We start from the raw sequence: 20,225 nt of genomic DNA on the forward strand, positions 1-20,225 counted from the left end.
ATAGGGGAACTGGAGGCAGCGCGACTCAGAGGTCGTATTCGCTGCGCTCGAGGAATTCGTTGCGCAGGTAAGTGACCCGCGTGGTGGTCAAGGCCGCCTTGGCGCCGGAATACAGCATCGGATACATCGAGCCGTACAGCAGGCGCGGGTTCTCGTCATCGCCCACCGGGTAGCGCGCGTCCAGATCGGCGTCGCGCAGCTGGACCCACAGGCGCTGCGCTGCTTTCATCTTTGCCAGTGCGACCGGCTCGCCGGCCAGCTTGGCCACGATCTGACGGTACACCGCGTTCAGCTCGGCATCGGCCTGCTTGAGCGCGTTGTCGGCGCAGGCATTGAGCTCGAGCTGGTTGCCACCCGGATCGCATTGCACGTCCTGCGCGGCCACCGGCGCCACCGCGCCCAGCAGCAGACCCAGGCTGATCAGGGCACGGATCATCCGACCGAGCCTTCCAGGCTGACTTCCAGCAGCTTCTTGGCTTCCACGGCGAACTCCATCGGCAGCTCGCGGAAGACCTGCTTGCAGAAGCCGTCGACGATCATCGAGACCGCGTTTTCCTGGTCGATGCCACGGGCGCGGCAATAGAACAGCTGGTCGTCGGAGATCTTGGAGGTGGTCGCTTCGTGTTCGACCGTCGCGCTGGGGTTCTTCACCTCGATGTAGGGGAAGGTATGCGCGCCGGACTTCTTGCCGATCAGCAGCGAATCGCACTGGGTGTAATTGCGCGCGCCTTCGGCGCCGCGATCGATCTTCACCAGGCCACGGTAGGTGTTCTGGCCATGGCCGGCGCTGATGCCCTTGCTGACGATCTTGCTCTTGGTGCGCTTGCCGATGTGGATCATCTTGGTACCGGTGTCGGCCTGCTGACGATGGTGGGTCAGCGCGACCGAGTGGAACTCGCCGACCGAATCATCGCCAAGCAGCACGCACGACGGATACTTCCAGGTGATCGCCGAGCCGGTCTCGACCTGGGTCCAGGTGACCTTGCTGCGCGCACCACGGCACTCGGCACGCTTGGTGACGAAGTTGTAGATGCCGCCCACGCCGTTCTCGTCGCCCGGGTACCAGTTCTGCACCGTGGAGTACTTGATCTCGGCGTCTTCCAGCGCGACCAGCTCGACCACCGCGGCATGCAGCTGGTTCTCATCGCGCATCGGCGCGGTGCAGCCTTCCAGGTAGGACACGTACGCCTTGTCTTCGCAGATGATCAGCGTGCGCTCGAACTGGCCGGTGTGGCCGGCGTTGATGCGGAAGTAGGTGCTCAGTTCCATCGGGCAACGCACGCCCTTGGGGATGAACACGAAGCTGCCGTCGGAGAACACCGCCGAGTTGAGCGCGGCGAAGTAGTTGTCGCCGACCGGCACCACGGTCCCCAGGTACTGCTTGACCAGTTCCGGGTGTTCCTTGATCGCTTCGGACATCGAGCAGAAGATCACGCCCTTCTCGGCCAGTTCCTTGCGGAACGTGGTGCCGACCGAAACCGAATCGAACACCGCATCCACGGCCACGCCGGCCAGCTTGGCGCGCTCATGCAGCGGCACGCCGAGCTTGTCGTAGGTGTCCAGCAGCTCCTTGGGCACATCGTCCAGCGAGGCGTACTTCGGGCCCTTCGGCGCGGAGTAATAGCTCAGCGCCTGCAGGTCGATCTGCGCGATCTGCAGCTTGGCCCAGTCCGGCATCGGCATGGTCAGGAAGTGGCGGTAGGCGTCCAGCCGCCACTGCGTCATCCACTCCGGCTCGTCCTTCTTGGCCGACAGGGCACGGATGGTGTCCTCGTCCAGGCCGGGCGGCAACGAGTCCGATTCGATGTCCGTGATGAAGCCCGCCGAATACTTGCGGCCGAGCTGCTCATGGATCTCGCGGTTGGGGGTATCGCCGGTGGCGACGGTATCGAGGGTATCGGTGGCCATGGGGGCTGCCTGATCAGGAGACGACATCCGCCGCGATCGCGCGGCGGTGGGCGTCAACAAGGGGAAGAGGGGGCAGGATCTGCGCCAGGGTGACCGCGCGCAGCGCTTCGGACACCACGTCGTTGATCATCCGCCAGCTGCTGCGCGCGCCACACTGCAGCTCGCGGCCGCACTGGCTGTGGTCGTGGGCGCACTCGGTCAGGCCCAGCGGCCCTTCCATGGCTTCCACGATCTCGAACAGCGTGATCTGGTCTGCCGCGCGGGTCAGCCGGTAGCCGCCACGGACGCCGCGCAGGCCTTCGACCAGACCGGCCTGGGCCAGCGGCTTGAGCAGCTTGCTGACGGTGGGCGGTTCCAGACGGGCGAACTCGGCCAGTTCAGTGGCACTGAGCACCTCGCCCGGGCGGGCAGCGAGCACGGTCAGCACGACGGTGGCGTAATCGGTGAGCTTGGTGACGCGGAGCATGTGGGGTGCAGAACCATAAAGCGGACTGAAATTGTACGCTTTTCTCCGGCGGCATCCAACCCGCCCGTTCAGGCGCCCGCAGGGCGGCCCTGGGCGCGTATTGAACCGCATCGCTTTGGCAATCACAAAGATTAAGCGAGAATCGGGGCTTCCCACCGCAACGGTCAGCCAGATGCCCAAGAAGATCCAGGCCCGCAAGTCCACCATCCATGGCAATGGCGTGTTCGCGCTGGCGCCGATCAAGAAGGGCGAGCGGGTCATCCAGTACAAGGGTCTGCTGCGCAGCCACGCCGACGTGGATGCCGACGACACCGGGGATGTGGAGAGCGGTCATACCTTCCTGTTCACCCTCAACGACGACTACGTCATCGATGCGAACTACAAGGGCAACGACGCGCGCTGGCTCAACCACAGCTGTGATCCGAACTGCGAAGCGGTGATCGAGGAAGCCGAGGGTGACAACCGCCGCGAGGACAAGGTGTTCATCGAGGCGATCAAGGACATCAAGCCGGGCGATGAATTGACCTACAACTACGGCATCACCCTGGCCGAGCGTCACACCGCGCGCCTGAAGAAGATCTGGGAATGCCGCTGCGGGTCGAAGAAGTGCACCGGCACGATGCTGCAGCCCAAGCGCTGATCCCTCCGGTCGCCACCGGCCGTGGGCCGGTGGCTGTCCCGACACGATGTGCACATCGTGGTCACCGCCGCCCAATGCGGCCGTGGCCACACTGAGCGCTCCTACTTACTGGAGCCGCTCCATGGCACACGTACTCAACGGCAAGCACATCGCGATCCTCGCCACCGATGGCTTCGAACAGTCCGAGCTGCAGGAACCCAAGCGCCTGCTGGAATCCTGGGGCGCTTCGGTCAAGGTGATCGCCCCGGGTGACGCCCGCACGATCCGCGGCTGGAAAGACAAGGACTGGGGCGAGGAGGTCACGGTCGATGCACCGCTGAAAGGCGCCAAGGCCGACGATTACGACGCGCTGGTTCTGCCCGGCGGCGTGATCAATCCCGACAAACTGCGCATCGACACCGATGCGGTCGCGCTGATCAAGGCCTTCGGTGGGGCGGGCAAGCCGGTGGCCGCGATCTGCCACGGCCCGTGGCTGCTGGTCGAGTCTGGCCTGGCCAAGGGCCGCAAGGTGACCTCGTGGCCGTCGCTGAAAACCGATCTGGGCAATGCCGGTGCGGAGTGGACCGATGCCGAAGTGGTGGTGGATGGTGGCCTGATCACCAGCCGCAAGCCGGGTGATATTCCCGCCTTCGCCGATGCGGTGGCCAAGGCGTTGGCCGGTTGATCGTGTGGGCACCGACCCAGGTCGGTGCCCACCATCGCGTTAGTTGCTGAGCAGCCCGGCCGGCACCAGCGCGCCGAGATCCTGGTTGAAGGTGACCACCAGCTTGCCGTTCTCCACCTGCGCCGACTGCACCTGCAGCGTGCCGAGCACCGCGGCCACGCTCGGGTCGATCTTGTAGATCGGCTCGCGCTGGGCGTAATCGGTGAGCCAGGCATTGAGCAGGCCGCGCGTACGCGAATCCAGCTTGCCGCCGTTGTTGGCCGGGGTGAAATCGTCGACCGTCGGCTCCTGCAGGTGGAAGCCCTGGGTCTGCGCGTCATAGCGCAGGCCGCTGCTCAGCTTCACTTTGCCCAGCGGCGCCGGGTTGCCGCCGGCGGTCGCCATGGCGACATCGAAGCCCAGGTCCAGCCGGCTGCCCTGCGGAAGGGTCAGCTGCGGATGGCTCACCGTCATTGCGATCAGGCCCCCCAGCGCATTCTGCGTGCGCGGGAAGCTGCCATCGAGGTACTGCTGCACATCGGCGGCGCCGACCGACAACTGGCGGCCGGAGACGCTGGGCGCGGCCTGCGCGCCGATGGCGGCGGCCAGCAGCACGGTGCAGGCGGCGAGGCGGGACAACAGCGGGCGAACGTTCATGGCGGCAGGCCGTGGGGAATGAGATGCCAACAATAGCGCGCGTGGCTGAATCCAGCTTTGACGTGCGCGGTCAGGATGCGCCGGTGCACCCTGCCGATGCAGTCAGTTCAGTACCGGCTGGATCGAGGCGCCGTGGATCTCCCACCCGCTCCCATCCGGGCGAGGCTGCAGCCGATACCAGCCCTCGAAACGCAGCGTGCTGGTCCCGGTGCTGACCCGGATCTGGACCGGCACTTCGCGCAGCCGGGAGGGCTCGGCGGTGTCCCGTGCGATCGGGGCGCTGGTCTTGATGCGCAGCCCGCGGAAGTCGGGCAATGCGCGAAGAGCGGCATCGTCCGGGTGGCCGCCCGGGCCGCCGCCGGTCCACTGTGCGTCGGCGGTGGCGACGTCGCCCTGCCCCAATGCACTCAGATAGCGATGCACCAGCGAGGGCTCATCCAGTGCGTCCGCGGCCACTGCGCTGAGTGGGGTCGGTGCCGCGGCGGTGGGTGGGGGCGTCGGTGCACTGTGCTGTGGCACGTCATCGGCGTGCGCTGCGCCTTCGCGCGCCGCAGCTGACTCGGTCAGGGGCGGCTGCTGCTGGCAGGAGCAGCCGTGCAGGAACAGCAACGGAAGCAACAGGACGGCGCGGCGCATGCAGGACTCTCCCCGGAGAGCGCCGAGTGTAGCGCCACGCCAGGCGCTTGGCTCAGGGCGCGCCCTGGATCGACTCCAGCGCGGCGAGCACCTCATCCAGCTGCGGTTGCAGCACGGTGAGCGGGTGGCTGGGTTCCTCGGCGTGGCGCTGGGCGAGATCGCGCAGCAGCTGGGTGGCCACGATGGCCGCGGCACGTTCGTCACCGCTGAGCCCGGTGTTGCGCCGCGCGATTTCCAGCAGGCGCATCCAATCCTGCTGCGCACGATGCTCCAGCTCGATGGTGCAGCGCCCGCTGCACTGCAGGCCGTCCTTTTCGATCGGGGTGACGGTGATGCGGTAACGCTGGGAAGAAGAGCTGGCCATGGCTGCCTGCGCGGTGGGGGACAAGGCCACCATAGGCTGCGATGTGTGCCGCGGCGACAGGCGCGGTCGCACGCAGTGTTCCACCCTGTGCGTTCCGCTCGGTTCTGCGATGCCGTGGATCGCGGCAGGACAGGCATCTTCGCGCCACGTGGGCGCCGCACACGTCTCTGGCAACGCTGTGTTTCGCTGCGCGCGCGTCACCAAAAAAAACGGGACGGCATATGCCGTCCCGTCCGGGTGCTGCAGGAAGCGCGCAGATTAGAGCGCGGCATCCTTGAGCTTCTTGAGCGGACGCACCTTCAGCTTGGTGGACGCCGGCTTGGCGGCGAACCACTGCTCTTCCTTGGTGAACGGGTTGATGCCCTTGCGCTTCGGCTTGGCCGGCACGCTGACGGTGGAGATCTTCAGCAGGCCCGGCAGGGTGAAGCTGCCCGCGCCCTTCTTGTGCACCGAAGCGGCGACGGCGCCTTCCAGCGAGGCGAGCACGGCGCGCACGTCCTTGGCGACAACGCCGGACGCTTCAACGATGTGTGCAACCAGACCAGACTTGCTCAGCACTTCCTTGATCGGCTTGGGAGCGGCCGGCTTCGCGGCTGCCTTCGTAGCGACTTTCTTTACTGCCTTCTTCGGGGCAGCCTTCTTAGCGGTCTTTGCCATGGTTTCCTGTTCCGTGAACGGTTGGTTGTTTGGTCGCGCCGAACCCCGTCGGCAAGCGAAATGTAGGGCAACTATGGGGCGCCGCCAATAGGCAAACGCATAAAAATTGGTGATTTCCACGCCCTTCGTTACCGCAGTGCATCAGGTCATAGCCAAAAAACAGGGTCCGCCCTCGCGGCGGAGGCCATCGGTCATGGACCGTCGCACCCCGACTGTCGCACGAAAACTACTTGAAAACAGCATCGATCTTGATGGCCGATTCAGCTGGGAGCGCCGCCTGCCGTGGCGCTGACGGCGGCCAGACACGGTGCTAACGCGGGGCGGTCTAGGCTGGCTTGGCCATTCATCCCGCAGGAGATCAACGATGGGTATTTCGCGTCATGCCACCGCGCATTGGGAAGGTGACCTCAAGACAGGCAAGGGACAATTGAGCACGCCCCAGAGCGGCTTGATGGACAAAACCCGCTATGCCTTCAGCAGCCGCTTCGGTGATGAGAAGGGCACCAACCCGGAAGAACTGATCGCCGCCGCACACGCCGGCTGCTTCACGATGGCGCTGTCGGCCAAGCTCACCGAGGCCGGTTTCGTGCCGACCTCGCTGGATACCGAAGCCAAGGTGGACCTCTCGATGGAGGGGGGGCCCCAGCTGTCGCAGATCACGTTGAAGGTGAAGGCCGTAGTGCCGAACATCGAGGCCACCCAGTTCCGTGCCATCGCCGATGACGCCAAGCAGAACTGTCCGGTGTCCAAGGCGCTGAGTGCGGTACCGATCAGCCTTGAGGCCGAGTTGGCCGGCTGATCCGCGCCCGCCATTGGTGCACAGCAGATTGTGATGGGAAAGCGGCGGCCGCATAGTCGCCGCTTTCCTGTTGTGGGGTATCTGCATGCGTCCGACCGCTCTTGCGGCCCTGATGGCCTGCCTGCTGGCCGGCACCGCGCAGGCCGATGTGCGCCTGCTGACCGCCGCGACCATCCATACCGGGGATCCCGACGCGCCCGCCGCCACAGCGCTGGCGTGGGATACCGGCACCGGGCGCGTGCTCGCCGTCGGTGATCGCCAGGCACTGTTGACGCTGTATCCGCTGGCAGCGCTGACCGACGTCGGCCACGCCACCGTGATCCCGGGGCTGATCGATGCGCATGCACACCTGATGTTCCTGGGCGGCACCCTGATGCAGGCCGACCTGACCGGCGCGGCCGGCACCCAGGACATCGTGGCGCGCCTGCAGCGCTTTGCGGCCGACAATCCCGAGGGCTGGCTGCTGGGCAGCGGCTGGGACCAGAACCGGTGGCCGGACAAACGGTTCCCGACGGTGGCCGATCTCGACGCGGCGTTCCCGGACCGGCCGGTCTGGCTGGGTCGCATCGATGGTCACGCGGGCTGGGGCAACAGTGCGGCACTGCGCGCGGTCGCACGGCAGCCGGGCCAACGCGCGTTGAAGGGCAACTGGCAGCCGGCCGGTGGGCGCATCGTGCGCGATGCCAAGGGGCAGCCGAGCGGGGTGTTCATCGATGAAGCGATGAGCCTGGTGCAGGCGGCGATCCCAACGCCCAGCGACGCCGCCCGCGAGCAGATGCTGACCCGCGCACTGGATAAAGCGGTCAGCCAAGGCCTGACCGGTGTGCACGACATGGGCGTATCGCGCGCCGATCTGGCCCTGATGCGCCGCTTCGCCGATGCCGGCGCGCTGCCGCTGCGCATCGATGCGTATGCCGATGGCAATGGCGATGCCCTCGCGGATCTGTGTGCGCAGGGCGCGTACCAGCATGCCGGTGGCCGCCTGGAAATGCGCGGGGTCAAGCTCTTCATGGACGGCGCGCTGGGCAGCCGCGGTGCCGCGCTGCTGGCCGATTACAGCGACGATCCGCACAACCGTGGGCTGCTGGTGACCTCGCCGGCCGATTTCGAAACGGCGGTGCGCAAAGCCGATAGCTGTCATGTCCAGGTCGCCACCCATGCGATCGGGGATCGTGGCAACCGGATCGCACTGGATACCTATGCCAGGGTGCTGGGCGAGCGCCGTGGCAGCGACCATCGCTGGCGGATCGAGCATGCGCAGGTGGTGGCGCTGGAGGACATTCCGCGCTTTGCCCACCTCGGCGTGATCGCCTCGATGCAACCTGCCCACGCCACCTCGGACATGGGCTGGGCGCAGGATCGGGTCGGTCCCGAGCGCATCCTCGGGGCCTATGCGTGGCGGCGGATGCTGGGCTCCGGTGCCCGTCTTGCGCTTGGTTCGGATTTCCCGGTGGAACAGGTGGATCCCCGCCTGGGCCTGTATGCCGCGGTCACCCGCCAGGACCGTGCCGGCCAACCGCCGGCGGGCTGGCAGCCCGATCAGCGCCTGACCGCGGCCGAAGCGCTGCGGGGGTTCACTGCCGACGCCGCGTGGGCAGGCCATGACGAGGCCCAGGTCGGCCGGTTGCAGCCCGGCCTGCGCGCGGATTTCGTCGTGCTCGATCGCGATCCGCTCAGCATCGCGCCTACCGAACTGGCGGACCTGCAGGTGCGCTCGACCTGGGTCGATGGCGCACCGGTGTACGACGCGGCGCGTTGACGCGCCGCCGCCGGGATCACCAGTCCAGCGTGCCGCGGATGACGGTCTGCACCTGGCCGCCGGACCAGACATCGCCATGGTCATCGATGCGCAGGGTCAGGCGCGCATCGTGGCCCACTTCGCGACCCTGGCTGACCACATAGCCGTGCGCGGTGCCAGGCAGCGCGTCGCGGCTGTCCAGCCACGCAGCCAGCACCGCATTGGCCGCACCGGAGGCGGCATCTTCAAAGCGGCGACCGTTGCCGACGAACGCACGCACCGCAAGATCCCACGCCTGGCCCTGGCTGCGTGCATAGGCGAAGACCCCCATGCTGTCGGTGGCCTCGGCCAAGGTCGCCACGGCATGCCAATCCGGGGTGAGCGCGCGCAGGGCGGCCTCGTCAGCGAGTTCGACCACCCACCAGCTGCGGCCACCGGCCATGCGCGCCGGCGGCAGATGGCCCAGCGGCCAGCCCGCCAGCGCGGCCTGCAGGCGCGGGTCGGCGGCCGTGGTCACTTCGGCCACCGCGGCGCGCGGGGTACGGATCGCGATGGTGCGGGCCTCACCGCTGCCGTCCACGCGTAGCGGCAGGGCCCCGGCGATGCCGTCCTGGACCAGCATGCCCTCGACCGGTGCGGCCACGCCCAGCTCCAGCACGGCATGCGCGGTGCCCACGCTGGGGTGGCCGGCGAACGGGACTTCCTTCTGCGGGCTGAACATGCGGATGCCGTAGCTCGCGCCCGGGGCTGCAGGCGGGAACACGAAGGTGGTCTCCGGCAGCCGGGTCCAGCGGGCGATGGCCTGCATCGCCGTCTCGTCCAGGCCCTGTGCATCGAGCACGACGGCCAGCGGGTTGCCGGCGCCGGGGTAGGGCGAGAACACATCCAGCTGCAGGAAACGACGGGAGGTCATGGCGGGGCGCTCAACGAAAAACGGGCGGGCAGCTTACCAACCGGGGCCGTGTTCCGGGCCCTGTGTGGCGGCCTGCGCACCGGTCCGGGGACAAATCCACCCGACCTGGGCCGCCCTGGCCCTGCAACGGGCAGGCTTGGCATAGAATCGGGGGTTCGGCCCGGCGTGCCGGGCGATCCCCCTCACTACCCAAACCTCCACCTCCATGTCAGCTTCCCCCCTTGTCGATCGCTGGATCGTACTGAAGTTCGGCGGCACCTCCGTGTCGCGTCGTCACCGCTGGGACACCATCGGCAAACTGGCGAAAAAACGGGCGGAAGAAACGGGCTCGCGCGTGCTGGTGGTGGTATCGGCGCTGTCCGGGGTGACCAATGAACTCACCGCGATCGCCGATGGCGCCGCCGACAGCCGCGACCGTATCGCCGCGCTGGTCGCGCGCCACCGCGAATTCCTGACCGAGCTGGAGCTGGACGCCACCGCGCTGGACGTGCGTCTGGACGCGCTGGCCGGGCTGCTGGACGATCCGCGTGCCGCTGGTCGGCCGCTGGAGTGGCAGGCCGAGGTGCTGGGCCAGGGCGAACTGCTGTCCTCCACCGTCGGTGCGGCCTACCTGCGCGCCAGTGGCCTGGATTTCGGCTGGATGGACGCGCGCGAGTGGCTCGATGCACTGCCGCCGCAGCCCAGCCAGAGCGAGTGGTCGCAGCGCCTGTCGGTGAACTGTCAGTGGCGTGCCGAGGCCGATTGGGCCACGCGTTTCCGCGCCCAGCCGACCCGCATGCTGATCACCCAGGGCTTCATCTCCCGCCATGCCGATGGCGGCACCGCCATCCTCGGTCGCGGTGGTTCGGATACCTCGGCGGCGTACTTCGGCGCGCTGCTCGGTGCCAGCCGCGTGGAGATCTGGACGGATGTGCCGGGCATGTTCAGCGCCAACCCGAAGGACGTGCCTGACGCGCGCCTGCTGACCCGATTGGACTATTACGAAGCACAGGAAATCGCGACGACCGGCGCCAAGGTGCTGCACCCGCGTTCGATCAAGCCGTGCCGCGATGCCGGCGTGCCGATGGCGATCCTGGATACCGAGCGCCCCGAGCTGCCGGGCACCAGCATCGACGGCAATGCCGCGGCGGTGCCGGGCGTAAAGGCGATCAGCCGCCGCAACGGCATCGTGCTGGTCTCGATGGAAGGCATCGGCATGTGGCAGCAGGTCGGCTTCCTGGCCGACGTGTTCGGGCTGTTCAAGAAGCATGGCCTCTCCGTGGACCTGATCGGTTCGGCCGAAACCAACGTGACCGTCTCGCTGGACCCGTCCGAAAACCTGGTCAGCACCGATGTGCTGGCCGCGCTGTCGGCCGATCTGTCGCAGATCTGCAAGGTCAAGATCATCGTGCCGTGCGCGGCGATCACTCTGGTCGGCCGCGGCATGCGCTCGATGCTGCACAAGCTCTCGGACGTGTGGGCCACCTTCGGCCGCGAACGCGTGCACATGATTTCGCAGTCTTCCAACGACTTGAACCTGACCTTCGTCATCGACGAAGCGGATGCGGACGGCCTGCTGCCGATCCTGCACGCCGAGCTGATCGACAGCGGCGCGATGCCGGTGGAAGAGGGCGAAGTGTTCGGCCCGCGCTGGCGCGAAATCGCCGGCACCATCCGCCCGCGCGAAACCGCCTGGTGGCGGGGCCAGCGCGAGCACCTGCTGACGCTTGCCCAGGCCGGTACGCCGCGCTACGTCTACAACCTGCCGACGGTACGGGCGCGTGCGCGCGCGCTGAACGCGATCAAGGCGATCGACCAGCGCTACTACGCGATCAAGGCCAACTCGCACCCGGCCATCCTGGAGGTGCTGGAGCAGGAAGGCTTCGGCCTGGAGTGCGTGTCGCACGGCGAGCTCAAGCACGTGTTCAACACGCTGCCGACGCTGTCGCCCAAGCGCGTGCTGTTCACCCCCAGCTTCGCGCCGCATGCCGAGTACGATGCCGCGTTCGCGCTGGGCGTGACCGTTACCCTGGACAACGTGGAAGCCCTGCAGCGCTGGCCGGAACTGTTCAGCAACCGCGAGCTGTGGCTGCGCGTGGACCTGGGCCGTGGCGAAGGCCACCATGCCAAGGTCCGCACCGGCGGCAAGGACTCCAAGTTCGGCCTGCCGATCGCCCGCGTGGATGAGTTCGTGCGCATTGCCGGCGAGCTGGGCACCCGCGTGGTCGGCCTGCATGCGCACCTGGGCAGCGGCGTGGAAACCGCGCAGCACTGGCGGCTGATGTGCGATGAACTGGCTGGGTTCGCCCGCCGCATCGGCAGCATCGAGACCATCGATATCGGCGGTGGCCTGCCGATCCCGTACAGCGCCGACGACGAGCCGTTCGATCTGGAGGCCTGGGCGATCGGCCTGGCCGAAGTGAAGGCCGTGCACCCGGCGTTCCGCCTGGCGATCGAACCGGGTCGCTACCTGGTGGCCGAGTCCGGCGTGCTGCTGGCGCGGGCCACCCAGGTGGTGGAGAAGGATGGCATCCGCCGCGTCGGCCTGGATGCAGGCATGAACACGCTGATGCGTCCGGCGCTGTACGACGCCTGGCATGACATCGAGAACCTCAGCCGCCTGAGCGGCTACTCCGAAGCGATGTTCGATGTGGTCGGCCCGATCTGCGAATCCAGCGATGTGTTCGGCAAGCGCCGCCGCCTGCCGGCCTCGACCGCGCCGGACGATGTGATGCTGATCGCCGACGCCGGCGCGTATGGCTACGTCATGGCCAACACTTACAACCAGCGCGAGCTGCCGCGCGAGGACGTCATCGATGATGGTCCTTGACCGCTGCCTGCCGCCTTCCAAACCGGATACACCATGACTGCTTTTGATAAACACCAGGTTGCCGTTTTCCGCTTCGTCCGCTGCGACTTCGCCGCGGACACCGGCGTGGCGCAGCTGGTCTACGCCTTCGATGACGGCCCGGAATTGATCGAGACGGTGACCATTCCGGGCGCGCCGTTCGTGCTCGAGGGTGACCGCGCCGAGGCAGTGCAGCGCGCCCTGCGCCTGCTGCACCTGATGGCCGGCGTGAGCTACTACAAGGCCGGCGTGCCCGAACAGGTGCGTATCGACAGCTACACGATCGATGCGGCCACCGCTGCGCTGGTCGAGACGGTGTACCTCAACGGTCTGGGCGAATTCGCCTACCGCAATGGCCTAAACCTGCGTGGCCGCTTCCGCCTGCCGGTGGAGGGCGAGGCCTTCACCGCACCGGTGCTGGGCCTGCGCGAACACGCGCTGGTCGCCATCGGCGGCGGCAAGGATTCGCTGGTCAGCATCGAAGCGCTGCGCAGCCTGGGCATCGCCGAAACGGTCACGTGGATCGGCGGATCGCAGCTGATCCGTGCCTGCGCCGAGCGCACCGGCCTGCCGATCCTCAACATCGGCCGCACGCTGGCCCCGGAGCTGTTCGAGCTCAACCGCCAGGGTGCCTGGAACGGCCATATCCCGGTCACCGCGGTGAACTCGGCGATCCTGGTGCTGGCCGCGCTGCTGCAGGGCGTGGACCAGGTGGTGTTCTCCAACGAGCGCTCGGCCAGCTATGGCAGCCAGATTCCGGGCACCGGCGAGGTCAATCACCAGTGGTCGAAGGGCTGGGCGTTCGAGCAGGCCTTCGGTGAGCACCTGGAGCAGCATGTCGCCGCAGACCTGCATTACTACTCGCTGCTGCGCCCGCTCTCGGAGCTGGCGGTGGCGCGTCAGTTCGCCAAGCGCGATGGCTACGACGCGCATTTCTCCAGCTGCAACCGCAATTTCCACATCCTGGGCGAGCGCCCGGTGAACCGCTGGTGCGGCGTCTGCCCGAAGTGCCACTTCGTGTTCCTGGCGCTGGCCCCGTTCATGCCCAAGATGCGCCTGGTCGGCATCTTCGGCCGCAACCTGCTCGACGATATCGAGCAGGCCCCGGGCTTTGATGCGCTGCTGGAATTCCAGGACCACAAGCCGTTCGAGTGCGTGGGCGAAGGCCGCGAATCGCGCGCCGCGATGGCGACCCTGGCCGCGCGCCCGGAGTGGAATGAAGACGCATTGGTGATGCGCTTCGTCCACGAGATCCGCCCGCAGCTGGACGCTACTGAACTGCAGATCGAACCGCTGCTGGCACTAGAAGGCGAGCACCGCATTCCGCCGGCGATCTGGGAGCGTCTGCGTGCGAATTTCGCAGCTTGATGGCAAACGCGTTGCATTGTGGGGATGGGGACGTGAGGGACGCGCCGCGTTTCGCGTCCTGCAGCAGCGGCTGCCGTCGCTGCCGCTGACCCTGTTCTGCCCGGAGGCCGAGGCCACCGATGCGCGCGAGGAAACCCACGGCGCGCTGACGGTCCGTTCGGATGTCACCGGCGAGGCGCTGGCCGCGTTCGAGGTGGTGATCAAGTCGCCGGGCATCAGCCCGTATGGCGACGCTGCGTTGCACGCCACGGCGCAGGGCACGCAGTTCATCGGCGGTACCTCGCTGTGGTTCGCCGAACAGGCCGCCGCCGACGGCATCGTGCACGATACCGTGTGCGTGACCGGCACCAAGGGCAAGAGCACCACCACCGCGCTGCTGGCGCATCTGCTGCGCGCCTCGGGCGCGCGCACCGGGCTGATCGGCAACATCGGCCTGCCGCTGCTGGAAGTGCTCGACCCGCAGCCGGTGCCGCAGTACTGGGCGGTGGAGCTCTCCAGCTACCAGACCGGCGAGGTTGCGCGCAGTGGCGCGCACCCGCAGGTCGCCATCGTGCTGAACCTGTTCCCCGAGCACCTGGATTGGCACGGCAGCGAAGCACGCTACATCGACGACAAGCTGCAGCTGGTCACCGGGGCCGCGCCGCGGATCGCGGTGCTCAATGCGGCCGACCCGCACCTGGCAGCGTTGTCGCTGCCGGAGAGCGAGGTCATCTGGTTCAACCAGCCGCTGGGCTGGCATATGCGCGGCGATGTCGTGCATCGCGGCGAGCAGGCCGTGTTCGACACCTCACACACGCCGCTGCCCGGCCGACACAACCGCGGCAACCTGTGCGCGGTGCTGGCGGCGATCGAGGCGCTGGACCTGGACGCGGTGGCCCTGGCCCCGGCGGTGCAGGCCTTCCGCCCGCTGCCCAACCGCCTGCAGACCATCGGTGCGCGCGAGGGGATCACCTTCGTCAACGATTCGATCAGCACCACGCCGCACGCAAGCCTGGCGGCGCTGGAATGCTTCGCCGGTCGCCGCATCGCGCTGCTGGTGGGCGGCCATGATCGTGGCCTGGACTGGCACGACTTCGTCGCGCACATGGCCCACGACGTGCCGCCGGTGGAGATCGTCACCATGGGCGCCAACGGCCCGCGTATCCACGCGCTGCTGCAGCCGCTGGCCGATGCCGGCCGTTTCGGTCTGCATGCCGCTACCGATCTGCCCGACGCCATGCGGCTGGCGCAGGCCGCGCTCGGCGGGCAGGGCGGGGTGGTGCTGCTGTCGCCGGGTGCGCCGAGCTACGGCGTGTACCGCGACTACGTCGCGCGTGGCCGGCACTTCGCCGAACTGGCGGGGTTTGATCCCGATGCGATCACGGCGATCCCGGGCATCGGGATCGCATAACGTGCCACGGTAGAGCCGACCGTTGGTCGGCTGCGTGGGATCCTGCAATCAGGCTTCTTCCTCATCGATGAACGCGTAATCCCCGTCGATGAGCTGCTGCAGGTACGCATCGAAACCCGGTGCGATCACGGCATAGCTGTCCGGGTCGTGCAGGTAGCGCACCACCTGGCCGACCGTGCCGCCCGGCGCGGGGTCGAAATCCAGGTACAGCATCGACGTGCCGCCGTTGTTCATGCAGTGCGAGAAGCACAGGCGCTTGCCCATCGGCAGATCCGCATCGATGCCCTCGCCGAGGATCTCGGGGTCTTCCTCCAGCCATTCCTCGTAGATCGAGCGGATGCTGTCATCCCACTGCGCGCTGTCCTCGAATATCTGGTCCACCGAACGCAGGTAGTAGGGGTAACGCCCCTCCTCGACATCCGAGCCCAGCATCAGTACCACCGCCTCGCCACCCGGGTAGGTGCGGAAATGCGTGCCATCGACCCGCCCCAGCAGCGCCACCAGGCTCTCGGGCACCTGCGGCCAGCGCTCGCGCAGGCGCTGCAGATCGGCCGTGCTGGCGCCCTCGACCCAGGCCCACATCCGCGCATCGTCGTGGGGCAGGCGCGGCACCAGGCCGGAAAGGAAACGATCGACAAGGCTCATGCGGGGTTCCATGCAAAGGGGGCGGCCAGCCTGCCATAACAGGGACGGAGGTAGTCAATTCACGGGGTTGCACGTCGCGCCGGCGCTTCTACACGGTCTCGTCAACCGGCCGTCATACACTCGGGGCTCTTTCTGTCGGGAGCAGACGCATGAACAGGCAATGGCGGTGGGGTGCGGCGGTGCTGTTGGGCATGACGGCGCTGCCCGCGCTGGCGGCGATGCAGGCCAAGCCGGTGGAGTGGACCCAGGACGGCACCACCTTCAGCGGGGTGCTGGTCTACGACGACAGCGACAACGACAAACGCCCGGGCCTGGTGATGGTGCCCAACTGGAAGGGGGTCAACGATTCGGCCATCGCCAAGGCCAAGCAGCTGGCCGGCGATGACTATGTGGTGCTGGTGGCCGATGTGTACGGCAAGGGTGTGCGTCCGAAGACCGATGCCGAGGCCGGTCCGGTGGCGACCAAGCTGCGCAATGACCGTCCGGTGCTGCGGGCGCGTGCGCTCAAGGCGATCGAGGTGTTGAAGGCCCAGGCCGGCAAGGCACCGCTGGATGCCAGCCGGATCGGCGCGGTCGGGTTCTGCTTCGGCGGCACCACAGTGCTGGAGATGGCACGCGCCGGCGCACCGCTGGCCGGTGTGGTCAGCCTGCACGGTGGGCTGGGCTCGCCGCTGCCGGCCAAGGCCGGTGGCACCCATCCCTCCGTGCTGGTGCTCAATGGCGCCGACGACAAGAGCGTGAGCAAGGACGACATCGCCAGCTTCGAGCAGGAAATGAACGCCGCCCAGGTCGACTGGGCGTTCACCAACTACAGCGGCGCGGTGCACTGCTTTGCCGAGTCGGATGCGAACAGTCCGCCGGGGTGCCAGTACAACGAGCGCGCGGCCAAGCGCGCGTGGAAGGCGCTGGATGAGTTCTTCGAGGAGCGGTTCGAGACGACACGCCGGTAGGTGCCGACCGTTGGTCGGCACGCTTTCCGATCAATGCGAGCGCTGCACCGCGTAACGGGCCAGCCCGCGAAGCGCGGCCACGGCATCGTTGTCGGCCAGGCCGTCGAGCGCACGCTCGGCGGCATCGGCGTATTCCTCGGCACGGGCGCGGCTGTACTCCAGCCCGCCGGTGGCGTGGATGGCCGCCAGCACCTCCGGCATCGCCTCGGCGTCACCGTTCTGCACGATCTCGCGCAGGCGCTCACGGGTGGTCGCATCGGAATGCGCCATCGCGTGGATCAGCGGCAGGGTGGCCTTGCCCTCGGCAAGGTCGTCGCCCAGGTTCTTGCCCAGCTCATCGGCATTGGCCGAGTAGTCCAGCACGTCATCGGCGATCTGGAAGGCGTAGCCCAGGTTCATGCCGTAGTCGTACAGCGCCTGCTGGGTGGCTTCGTCCACGCCGCTGGCCAGCGCGCCCAGACGGGTGCCGGCAGCGAACAGCACCGCGGTCTTGCGCTCGATCACGCGCAGGTAAGCGGCTTCGTCCGTATCCGGGTTGTGGACATGCAGCAGCTGCAGTACCTCACCCTCGGCGATCCGGTTGGTGGTGTCGGCCAGGATGCGCATGACCGGCATGCGGTCCAGTTCGACCATCAGCTGGAAGCTGCGCGAGTACAGGAAATCGCCTACCAGCACGCTCGGGGCATTGCCCCACAGCGCATTGGCGGTGCTGCGGCCACGCCGCAGGCTGGATTCGTCCACCACGTCGTCATGCAGCAGGGTCGAGGTGTGGATGAACTCGATGATGGCCGCCAGCTGGTGGTGTTCCGGGCCGGCCTGGCCGACCGCGTGGCCAGCCAGCATCACCAGCATCGGGCGCAGGCGCTTGCCGCCGGCCGAGATGATGTGGTCGGCGATCTGGTTGATCAGCACGACATCCGAGGACAGTCGGCGACGAATCAGCGCATCGACGGCGTCCATGTCGGGCGCGGCGAGCGTCTGGATCTGGGGCAGGCCCAGCGCGGGGCGGGTGTCTTCGGTGATGGTCATGCGGTCTGACTTTCAGGCTTGGGCGGAATTATAGGCGGTGCGCTCGTATTCCGCCTGCGAAGACGCGCCGGCGGCCCGATCAAGGCGCGGGGCAGGGCGCCGGATCGTGCCGACCTTGGCCGCCGGCCCCCGGCCATGTGCCGGGCGAGCCGCCGCCTGACCGAAGGCCCGGAACGCCCCGCGCACCGCGATCCGGCGTGAATACGTATGCATGCGACCCCACCGCTGGAGGCACCCCGCTAAGCTTGTCGGGTTCGTTTCTGGCCCCCTCGCGGGTGCCGTGGAAGCCCGAAGGGGGGCCCCAATGTCGCAGTCTCCATGGTGGCGCGGTGCCGTCATCTATCAGATCTACCCGCGCAGTTTCCTGGACGCCAACGGCGATGGCGTGGGCGACCTGCCCGGCATCATCGAGCGCCTGGACTATGTCGCCGCGCTCGGCGTCGACGCGATCTGGGTGTCGCCGTTCTTCAAATCGCCGATGGCCGACTTCGGCTATGACATCGCCGACCACCGCGACGTCGATCCGTTGTTCGGCACGCTCGCCGATTTTGACCAGTTGCTCGCCAAAGCGCACGCGCTGGGCCTGAAGGTGATGATCGACCAGGTGTTCAGCCATACCTCGATCGACCATGCCTGGTTCCAGGAGAGCCGGCAGGACCGCACCAATCCCAAGGCGGACTGGTACGTGTGGGCCGATCCACGCGAGGACGGCACCCCGCCCAACAACTGGATGTCGATCTTCGGCGGCGTGGCCTGGCAGTGGGAGCCGCGCCGCGAGCAGTATTTCCTGCACAACTTCCTGGCCGACCAGCCCGACCTGAACTTCCACAATCCGGCGGTGCAGCAGGCCACGTTGGATTACGTGCGGTTCTGGCTCGACCGTGGCGTGGATGGCTTCCGCCTGGATTCGATCAACTTCTGTTTCCACGACGCACAACTGCGTGACAACCCGGCCAAGCCGCTGGAAAAGCGCCTCGGCCGTGGCTTCAGCGCGGACAATCCGTACGCCTATCAGTACCACTACTACAACAACACCCAGCCGGAGAACATCGGCTTCATCGAGCGGCTGCGCGTGCTGCTGGACGCGTACCCGGGCTCGGTCAGCCTGGGCGAGATCTCCGCGGAAGATTCGCTGGCGACCACGGCCGAGTACACCGCCCCGGGCCGCCTGCACATGGGCTACAGCTTCGAGCTGCTGGTGAAGGATTTCAGCGCCGGTTACATCCGCGACACCGTGTCACGGCTGGAAGCCACCATGACCGAAGGCTGGCCGTGCTGGGCGATCTCCAACCACGATGTGGAGCGTGCGGTGACGCGCTGGGGTGGCCATCCGGCCCAACCGCGCCTGGCGCGGATGCTGGTGGCCATGCTGTGCTCGCTGCGCGGTTCGATCTGCCTGTACCAGGGCGAGGAACTGGGGTTGGGCGAGGCGGACGTGCCGTTCGAGGCGCTGCAGGACCCGTACGGCATTACGTTCTGGCCGAACTTCAAGGGCCGCGACGGTTGCCGTACGCCGATGCCGTGGCTGGATGCGCCGAAGGCGGGCTTCACGACGGGCGAGCCGTGGCTGCCGATTCCGGCGGCGCATCAGGCCGCGTCGGTGGCGACGCAGGAACAGGATCCGCATTCGGTGTTGAACGCGTTCCGTCAGTTCCTGGCATGGCGGCGGACGATGCCGACGCTGTTGGTGGGGGATATTCGTTTCCTGGAGTGCGCCGAGCCGGTGTTGATGTTCGAGCGGGTGCACGGGGAGGAGACGTTGCTGTTGGCGTTCAATCTGTCGGCCGGGACGGCTCGGGTTGCGCTGCCGGTGGGTGATTGGCAGGCGATGCATGTGCCGGGTCCGGATGTCGGCGAGGTGGTCGGTGGTGAGTTGGTGTTGCCGGCGCAGTCGATGTTTTGCGCGCGACGCGGCTGAGTGGGTTTCCGGTGGTATTGAGAGGGCGGGGCCGGGTGCCTCGCCCTTTTTTTGTCTTGCGTTCGTGCGTTGGGCCACATCAATAGCAACAGCAACAGCCACGGCAACGGCAACGGCAACGGCAACGGCGCGTTGGGCTGCGCTTGTGCTGGTTTGGGCGGGCACGGGTGGGTTGGCGGGACCCGCCGCAAGTACGTCCGTGTAGGCTCATGTCGCGCCATCCATGGCGCTCATGGTCCCGCCAACCCACCCGTGCCCGCCCTTTGACAATGGGCTGGTGCGCAAGGGAAAAGCGACGCTAGCAGCTGAAGCATGCGCAATGGTCGGATCGGCCAGCGCGGTCGAGATGATCGGGTTGATCGGTCTGGTCGGTGGAGCGGAACAGTCCGGGCGGTCAGGGCAATCGGGGCGTTCGACGTGGTCGGCACGGTCAAAAGTGTCGAGGCGGCGGAACTGCTCGAGCTGGCCCTAACCGCAGATACCGCGTTCGATCCTCCGCCGCGTCGCGTCGCGTTGCGTTGCGTTGCGTTGCGTTGCTTCGCTTCGCTTCGCACTGCACTGCCATGGCAACCAACCACCTGTCGAAGGGCGGGGGTGTGTGGGTTGGCGGGACCGTTGTGCCGCAGGGATGCGGCTCACGAGCCCCCATGGATGGGTTTACGGCGCGTCCCGCGAAC

The 20,225-nt window shown here is 67.4% G+C and carries 19 protein-coding genes; 9 read left to right on the plus strand and 10 right to left on the minus strand.

Annotated features, from left to right (window positions below):
- Nucleotides 1-25: 25 nt before the first annotated feature.
- From ABE422_RS16705 to ABE422_RS16715, 3 genes are read right to left on the minus strand one after another with little or no spacing between them, the layout of a single operon-like run.
- Complete coding sequence (locus ABE422_RS16705) at nucleotides 26-436, minus strand: lysozyme inhibitor LprI family protein (RefSeq protein ID WP_346483363.1); 411 nt, start codon at nucleotides 434-436, stop codon at nucleotides 26-28.
- Nucleotides 433-1,908 carry a Fe-S cluster assembly protein SufB gene (gene sufB / locus ABE422_RS16710; RefSeq protein WP_259261287.1) on the minus strand — a complete coding sequence of 492 codons (1,476 nt, stop codon included), beginning with the start codon at nucleotides 1,906-1,908 and terminating at the stop codon, nucleotides 433-435. Before sufB ends, ABE422_RS16705 begins: the two co-directional genes overlap by 4 nt.
- A 13-nt stretch (nucleotides 1,909-1,921) precedes the next feature.
- A complete protein-coding gene (locus tag ABE422_RS16715) occupies nucleotides 1,922-2,374 on the minus strand; it encodes an SUF system Fe-S cluster assembly regulator (protein ID WP_026070170.1) in 453 nt (150 codons plus the stop codon).
- Nucleotides 2,375-2,546: 172 nt separating this feature from the next.
- Here ABE422_RS16715 and ABE422_RS16720 point away from each other — a divergent pair, with 172 nt between their 5' ends.
- Together ABE422_RS16720 and ABE422_RS16725 are read left to right on the plus strand one after the other, a co-directional pair.
- The gene (locus ABE422_RS16720) at nucleotides 2,547-3,014 is read left to right on the plus strand and encodes an SET domain-containing protein-lysine N-methyltransferase (RefSeq protein WP_176990804.1); all 468 of its coding nucleotides are present in this window, start codon (nucleotides 2,547-2,549) and stop codon (nucleotides 3,012-3,014) included.
- Between the two features lie 121 nt (nucleotides 3,015-3,135).
- A complete protein-coding gene (locus ABE422_RS16725; protein WP_313212433.1) occupies nucleotides 3,136-3,678 on the plus strand; it encodes a type 1 glutamine amidotransferase domain-containing protein in 543 nt (180 codons plus the stop codon).
- Between the two features lie 39 nt (nucleotides 3,679-3,717).
- Here the strand turns inward: ABE422_RS16725 and ABE422_RS16730 are convergent, their stop codons facing one another.
- The 4 genes from ABE422_RS16730 to ABE422_RS16745 form a co-directional block, all read right to left on the minus strand.
- Entirely contained in the window at nucleotides 3,718-4,314 is a 597-nt protein-coding gene (locus ABE422_RS16730) for a DUF1439 domain-containing protein (RefSeq protein ID WP_346483364.1), read from the minus strand.
- Between the two features lie 102 nt (nucleotides 4,315-4,416).
- Complete coding sequence (locus ABE422_RS16735; protein ID WP_346483365.1) at nucleotides 4,417-4,950, minus strand: hypothetical protein; 534 nt, start codon at nucleotides 4,948-4,950, stop codon at nucleotides 4,417-4,419.
- A 52-nt stretch (nucleotides 4,951-5,002) separates the two neighbouring features.
- Complete coding sequence (locus ABE422_RS16740) at nucleotides 5,003-5,347, minus strand: DUF3861 family protein (protein WP_313217492.1); 345 nt, start codon at nucleotides 5,345-5,347, stop codon at nucleotides 5,003-5,005.
- Nucleotides 5,348-5,572: 225 nt separating this feature from the next.
- The gene (locus ABE422_RS16745) at nucleotides 5,573-5,971 is read right to left on the minus strand and encodes an HU family DNA-binding protein (RefSeq protein ID WP_019185677.1); all 399 of its coding nucleotides are present in this window, start codon (nucleotides 5,969-5,971) and stop codon (nucleotides 5,573-5,575) included.
- A 364-nt stretch (nucleotides 5,972-6,335) separates the two neighbouring features.
- Between ABE422_RS16745 and ABE422_RS16750 the strand changes: the two genes are divergently transcribed.
- The gene (locus ABE422_RS16750; protein ID WP_123728599.1) at nucleotides 6,336-6,770 is read left to right on the plus strand and encodes an OsmC family protein; all 435 of its coding nucleotides are present in this window, start codon (nucleotides 6,336-6,338) and stop codon (nucleotides 6,768-6,770) included.
- A gap of 85 nt (nucleotides 6,771-6,855) precedes the next feature.
- On the plus strand, nucleotides 6,856-8,529 hold the full coding sequence (locus tag ABE422_RS16755) for an amidohydrolase (RefSeq protein ID WP_346483366.1): 1,674 nt from the start codon (nucleotides 6,856-6,858) through the stop codon (nucleotides 8,527-8,529).
- Between the two features lie 16 nt (nucleotides 8,530-8,545).
- Here the strand turns inward: ABE422_RS16755 and ABE422_RS16760 are convergent, their stop codons facing one another.
- Nucleotides 8,546-9,421, minus strand: coding sequence for a PhzF family phenazine biosynthesis protein (locus ABE422_RS16760; protein ID WP_346463878.1), 876 nt, complete (start codon nucleotides 9,419-9,421; stop codon nucleotides 8,546-8,548).
- 205 nt (nucleotides 9,422-9,626) lie between these two features.
- On the opposite strand from ABE422_RS16760, the gene ABE422_RS16765 reads away from it, so the two are divergent.
- The 3 genes from ABE422_RS16765 to murD are packed head-to-tail and all read left to right on the plus strand — an operon-like array spanning nucleotide 9,627 to nucleotide 15,006.
- Complete coding sequence (locus tag ABE422_RS16765) at nucleotides 9,627-12,230, plus strand: bifunctional aspartate kinase/diaminopimelate decarboxylase (protein ID WP_313217499.1); 2,604 nt, start codon at nucleotides 9,627-9,629, stop codon at nucleotides 12,228-12,230.
- Nucleotides 12,231-12,263: 33 nt separating this feature from the next.
- Entirely contained in the window at nucleotides 12,264-13,616 is a 1,353-nt protein-coding gene (gene murL / locus ABE422_RS16770; RefSeq protein WP_346483367.1) for a UDP-N-acetyl-alpha-D-muramoyl-L-alanyl-L-glutamate epimerase, read from the plus strand.
- Nucleotides 13,597-15,006 (plus strand): UDP-N-acetylmuramoyl-L-alanine--D-glutamate ligase, encoded by a 1,410-nt coding sequence (murD, locus tag ABE422_RS16775; protein WP_346483368.1) that lies wholly within the window; start codon nucleotides 13,597-13,599, stop codon nucleotides 15,004-15,006. Before murL ends, murD begins: the two co-directional genes overlap by 20 nt.
- Before the next feature lie 48 nt (nucleotides 15,007-15,054).
- Here murD and ABE422_RS16780 read toward each other — a convergent pair whose 3' ends face one another.
- Nucleotides 15,055-15,651 (minus strand): SMI1/KNR4 family protein, encoded by a 597-nt coding sequence (locus ABE422_RS16780; RefSeq protein ID WP_346483369.1) that lies wholly within the window; start codon nucleotides 15,649-15,651, stop codon nucleotides 15,055-15,057.
- A 149-nt stretch (nucleotides 15,652-15,800) separates the two neighbouring features.
- Between ABE422_RS16780 and ABE422_RS16785 the strand changes: the two genes are divergently transcribed.
- Nucleotides 15,801-16,601 carry a dienelactone hydrolase family protein gene (locus tag ABE422_RS16785; RefSeq protein ID WP_346463885.1) on the plus strand — a complete coding sequence of 267 codons (801 nt, stop codon included), beginning with the start codon at nucleotides 15,801-15,803 and terminating at the stop codon, nucleotides 16,599-16,601.
- Between the two features lie 30 nt (nucleotides 16,602-16,631).
- On the opposite strand, the gene ABE422_RS16790 is transcribed toward ABE422_RS16785, so the two are convergent.
- Nucleotides 16,632-17,630 (minus strand): polyprenyl synthetase family protein, encoded by a 999-nt coding sequence (locus tag ABE422_RS16790; RefSeq protein ID WP_313212422.1) that lies wholly within the window; start codon nucleotides 17,628-17,630, stop codon nucleotides 16,632-16,634.
- A 304-nt stretch (nucleotides 17,631-17,934) separates the two neighbouring features.
- On the opposite strand from ABE422_RS16790, the gene ABE422_RS16795 reads away from it, so the two are divergent.
- A complete protein-coding gene (locus ABE422_RS16795) occupies nucleotides 17,935-19,548 on the plus strand; it encodes an alpha glucosidase (RefSeq protein WP_313217509.1) in 1,614 nt (537 codons plus the stop codon).
- Nucleotides 19,549-20,225 lie beyond the last annotated feature (677 nt).

The organism is Stenotrophomonas sp. TWI1151 (assembly GCF_039673135.1).
In the GTDB taxonomy this organism is placed as follows: domain Bacteria; phylum Pseudomonadota; class Gammaproteobacteria; order Xanthomonadales; family Xanthomonadaceae; genus Stenotrophomonas.

What these genes read in the sequence shown, in the direction of transcription:
- ABE422_RS16785 (WP_346463885.1), top strand. Translation starts at nt 15,801, where the DNA reads ATGAACAGGCAATGGCGGTGGGGTGCGGCGGTGCTGTTGGGCATGACG.
- ABE422_RS16735 (WP_346483365.1), bottom strand. Translation starts at nt 4,950, where the DNA reads ATGCGCCGCGCCGTCCTGTTGCTTCCGTTGCTGTTCCTGCACGGCTGC.
- ABE422_RS16705 (WP_346483363.1), bottom strand. Translation starts at nt 436, where the DNA reads ATGATCCGTGCCCTGATCAGCCTGGGTCTGCTGCTGGGCGCGGTGGCG.
- ABE422_RS16745 (WP_019185677.1), bottom strand. Translation starts at nt 5,971, where the DNA reads ATGGCAAAGACCGCTAAGAAGGCTGCCCCGAAGAAGGCAGTAAAGAAA.
- ABE422_RS16740 (WP_313217492.1), bottom strand. Translation starts at nt 5,347, where the DNA reads ATGGTGGCCTTGTCCCCCACCGCGCAGGCAGCCATGGCCAGCTCTTCT.
- ABE422_RS16715 (WP_026070170.1), bottom strand. Translation starts at nt 2,374, where the DNA reads ATGCTCCGCGTCACCAAGCTCACCGATTACGCCACCGTCGTGCTGACC.
- ABE422_RS16730 (WP_346483364.1), bottom strand. Translation starts at nt 4,314, where the DNA reads ATGAACGTTCGCCCGCTGTTGTCCCGCCTCGCCGCCTGCACCGTGCTG.
- ABE422_RS16780 (WP_346483369.1), bottom strand. Translation starts at nt 15,651, where the DNA reads ATGAGCCTTGTCGATCGTTTCCTTTCCGGCCTGGTGCCGCGCCTGCCC.
- ABE422_RS16760 (WP_346463878.1), bottom strand. Translation starts at nt 9,421, where the DNA reads ATGACCTCCCGTCGTTTCCTGCAGCTGGATGTGTTCTCGCCCTACCCC.
- ABE422_RS16725 (WP_313212433.1), top strand. Translation starts at nt 3,136, where the DNA reads ATGGCACACGTACTCAACGGCAAGCACATCGCGATCCTCGCCACCGAT.
- ABE422_RS16750 (WP_123728599.1), top strand. Translation starts at nt 6,336, where the DNA reads ATGGGTATTTCGCGTCATGCCACCGCGCATTGGGAAGGTGACCTCAAG.
- ABE422_RS16790 (WP_313212422.1), bottom strand. Translation starts at nt 17,630, where the DNA reads ATGACCATCACCGAAGACACCCGCCCCGCGCTGGGCCTGCCCCAGATC.
- ABE422_RS16720 (WP_176990804.1), top strand. Translation starts at nt 2,547, where the DNA reads ATGCCCAAGAAGATCCAGGCCCGCAAGTCCACCATCCATGGCAATGGC.
- ABE422_RS16795 (WP_313217509.1), top strand. Translation starts at nt 17,935, where the DNA reads ATGTCGCAGTCTCCATGGTGGCGCGGTGCCGTCATCTATCAGATCTAC.
- sufB (WP_259261287.1), bottom strand. Translation starts at nt 1,908, where the DNA reads ATGGCCACCGATACCCTCGATACCGTCGCCACCGGCGATACCCCCAAC.
- ABE422_RS16755 (WP_346483366.1), top strand. Translation starts at nt 6,856, where the DNA reads ATGCGTCCGACCGCTCTTGCGGCCCTGATGGCCTGCCTGCTGGCCGGC.
- murL (WP_346483367.1), top strand. Translation starts at nt 12,264, where the DNA reads ATGACTGCTTTTGATAAACACCAGGTTGCCGTTTTCCGCTTCGTCCGC.
- ABE422_RS16765 (WP_313217499.1), top strand. Translation starts at nt 9,627, where the DNA reads ATGTCAGCTTCCCCCCTTGTCGATCGCTGGATCGTACTGAAGTTCGGC.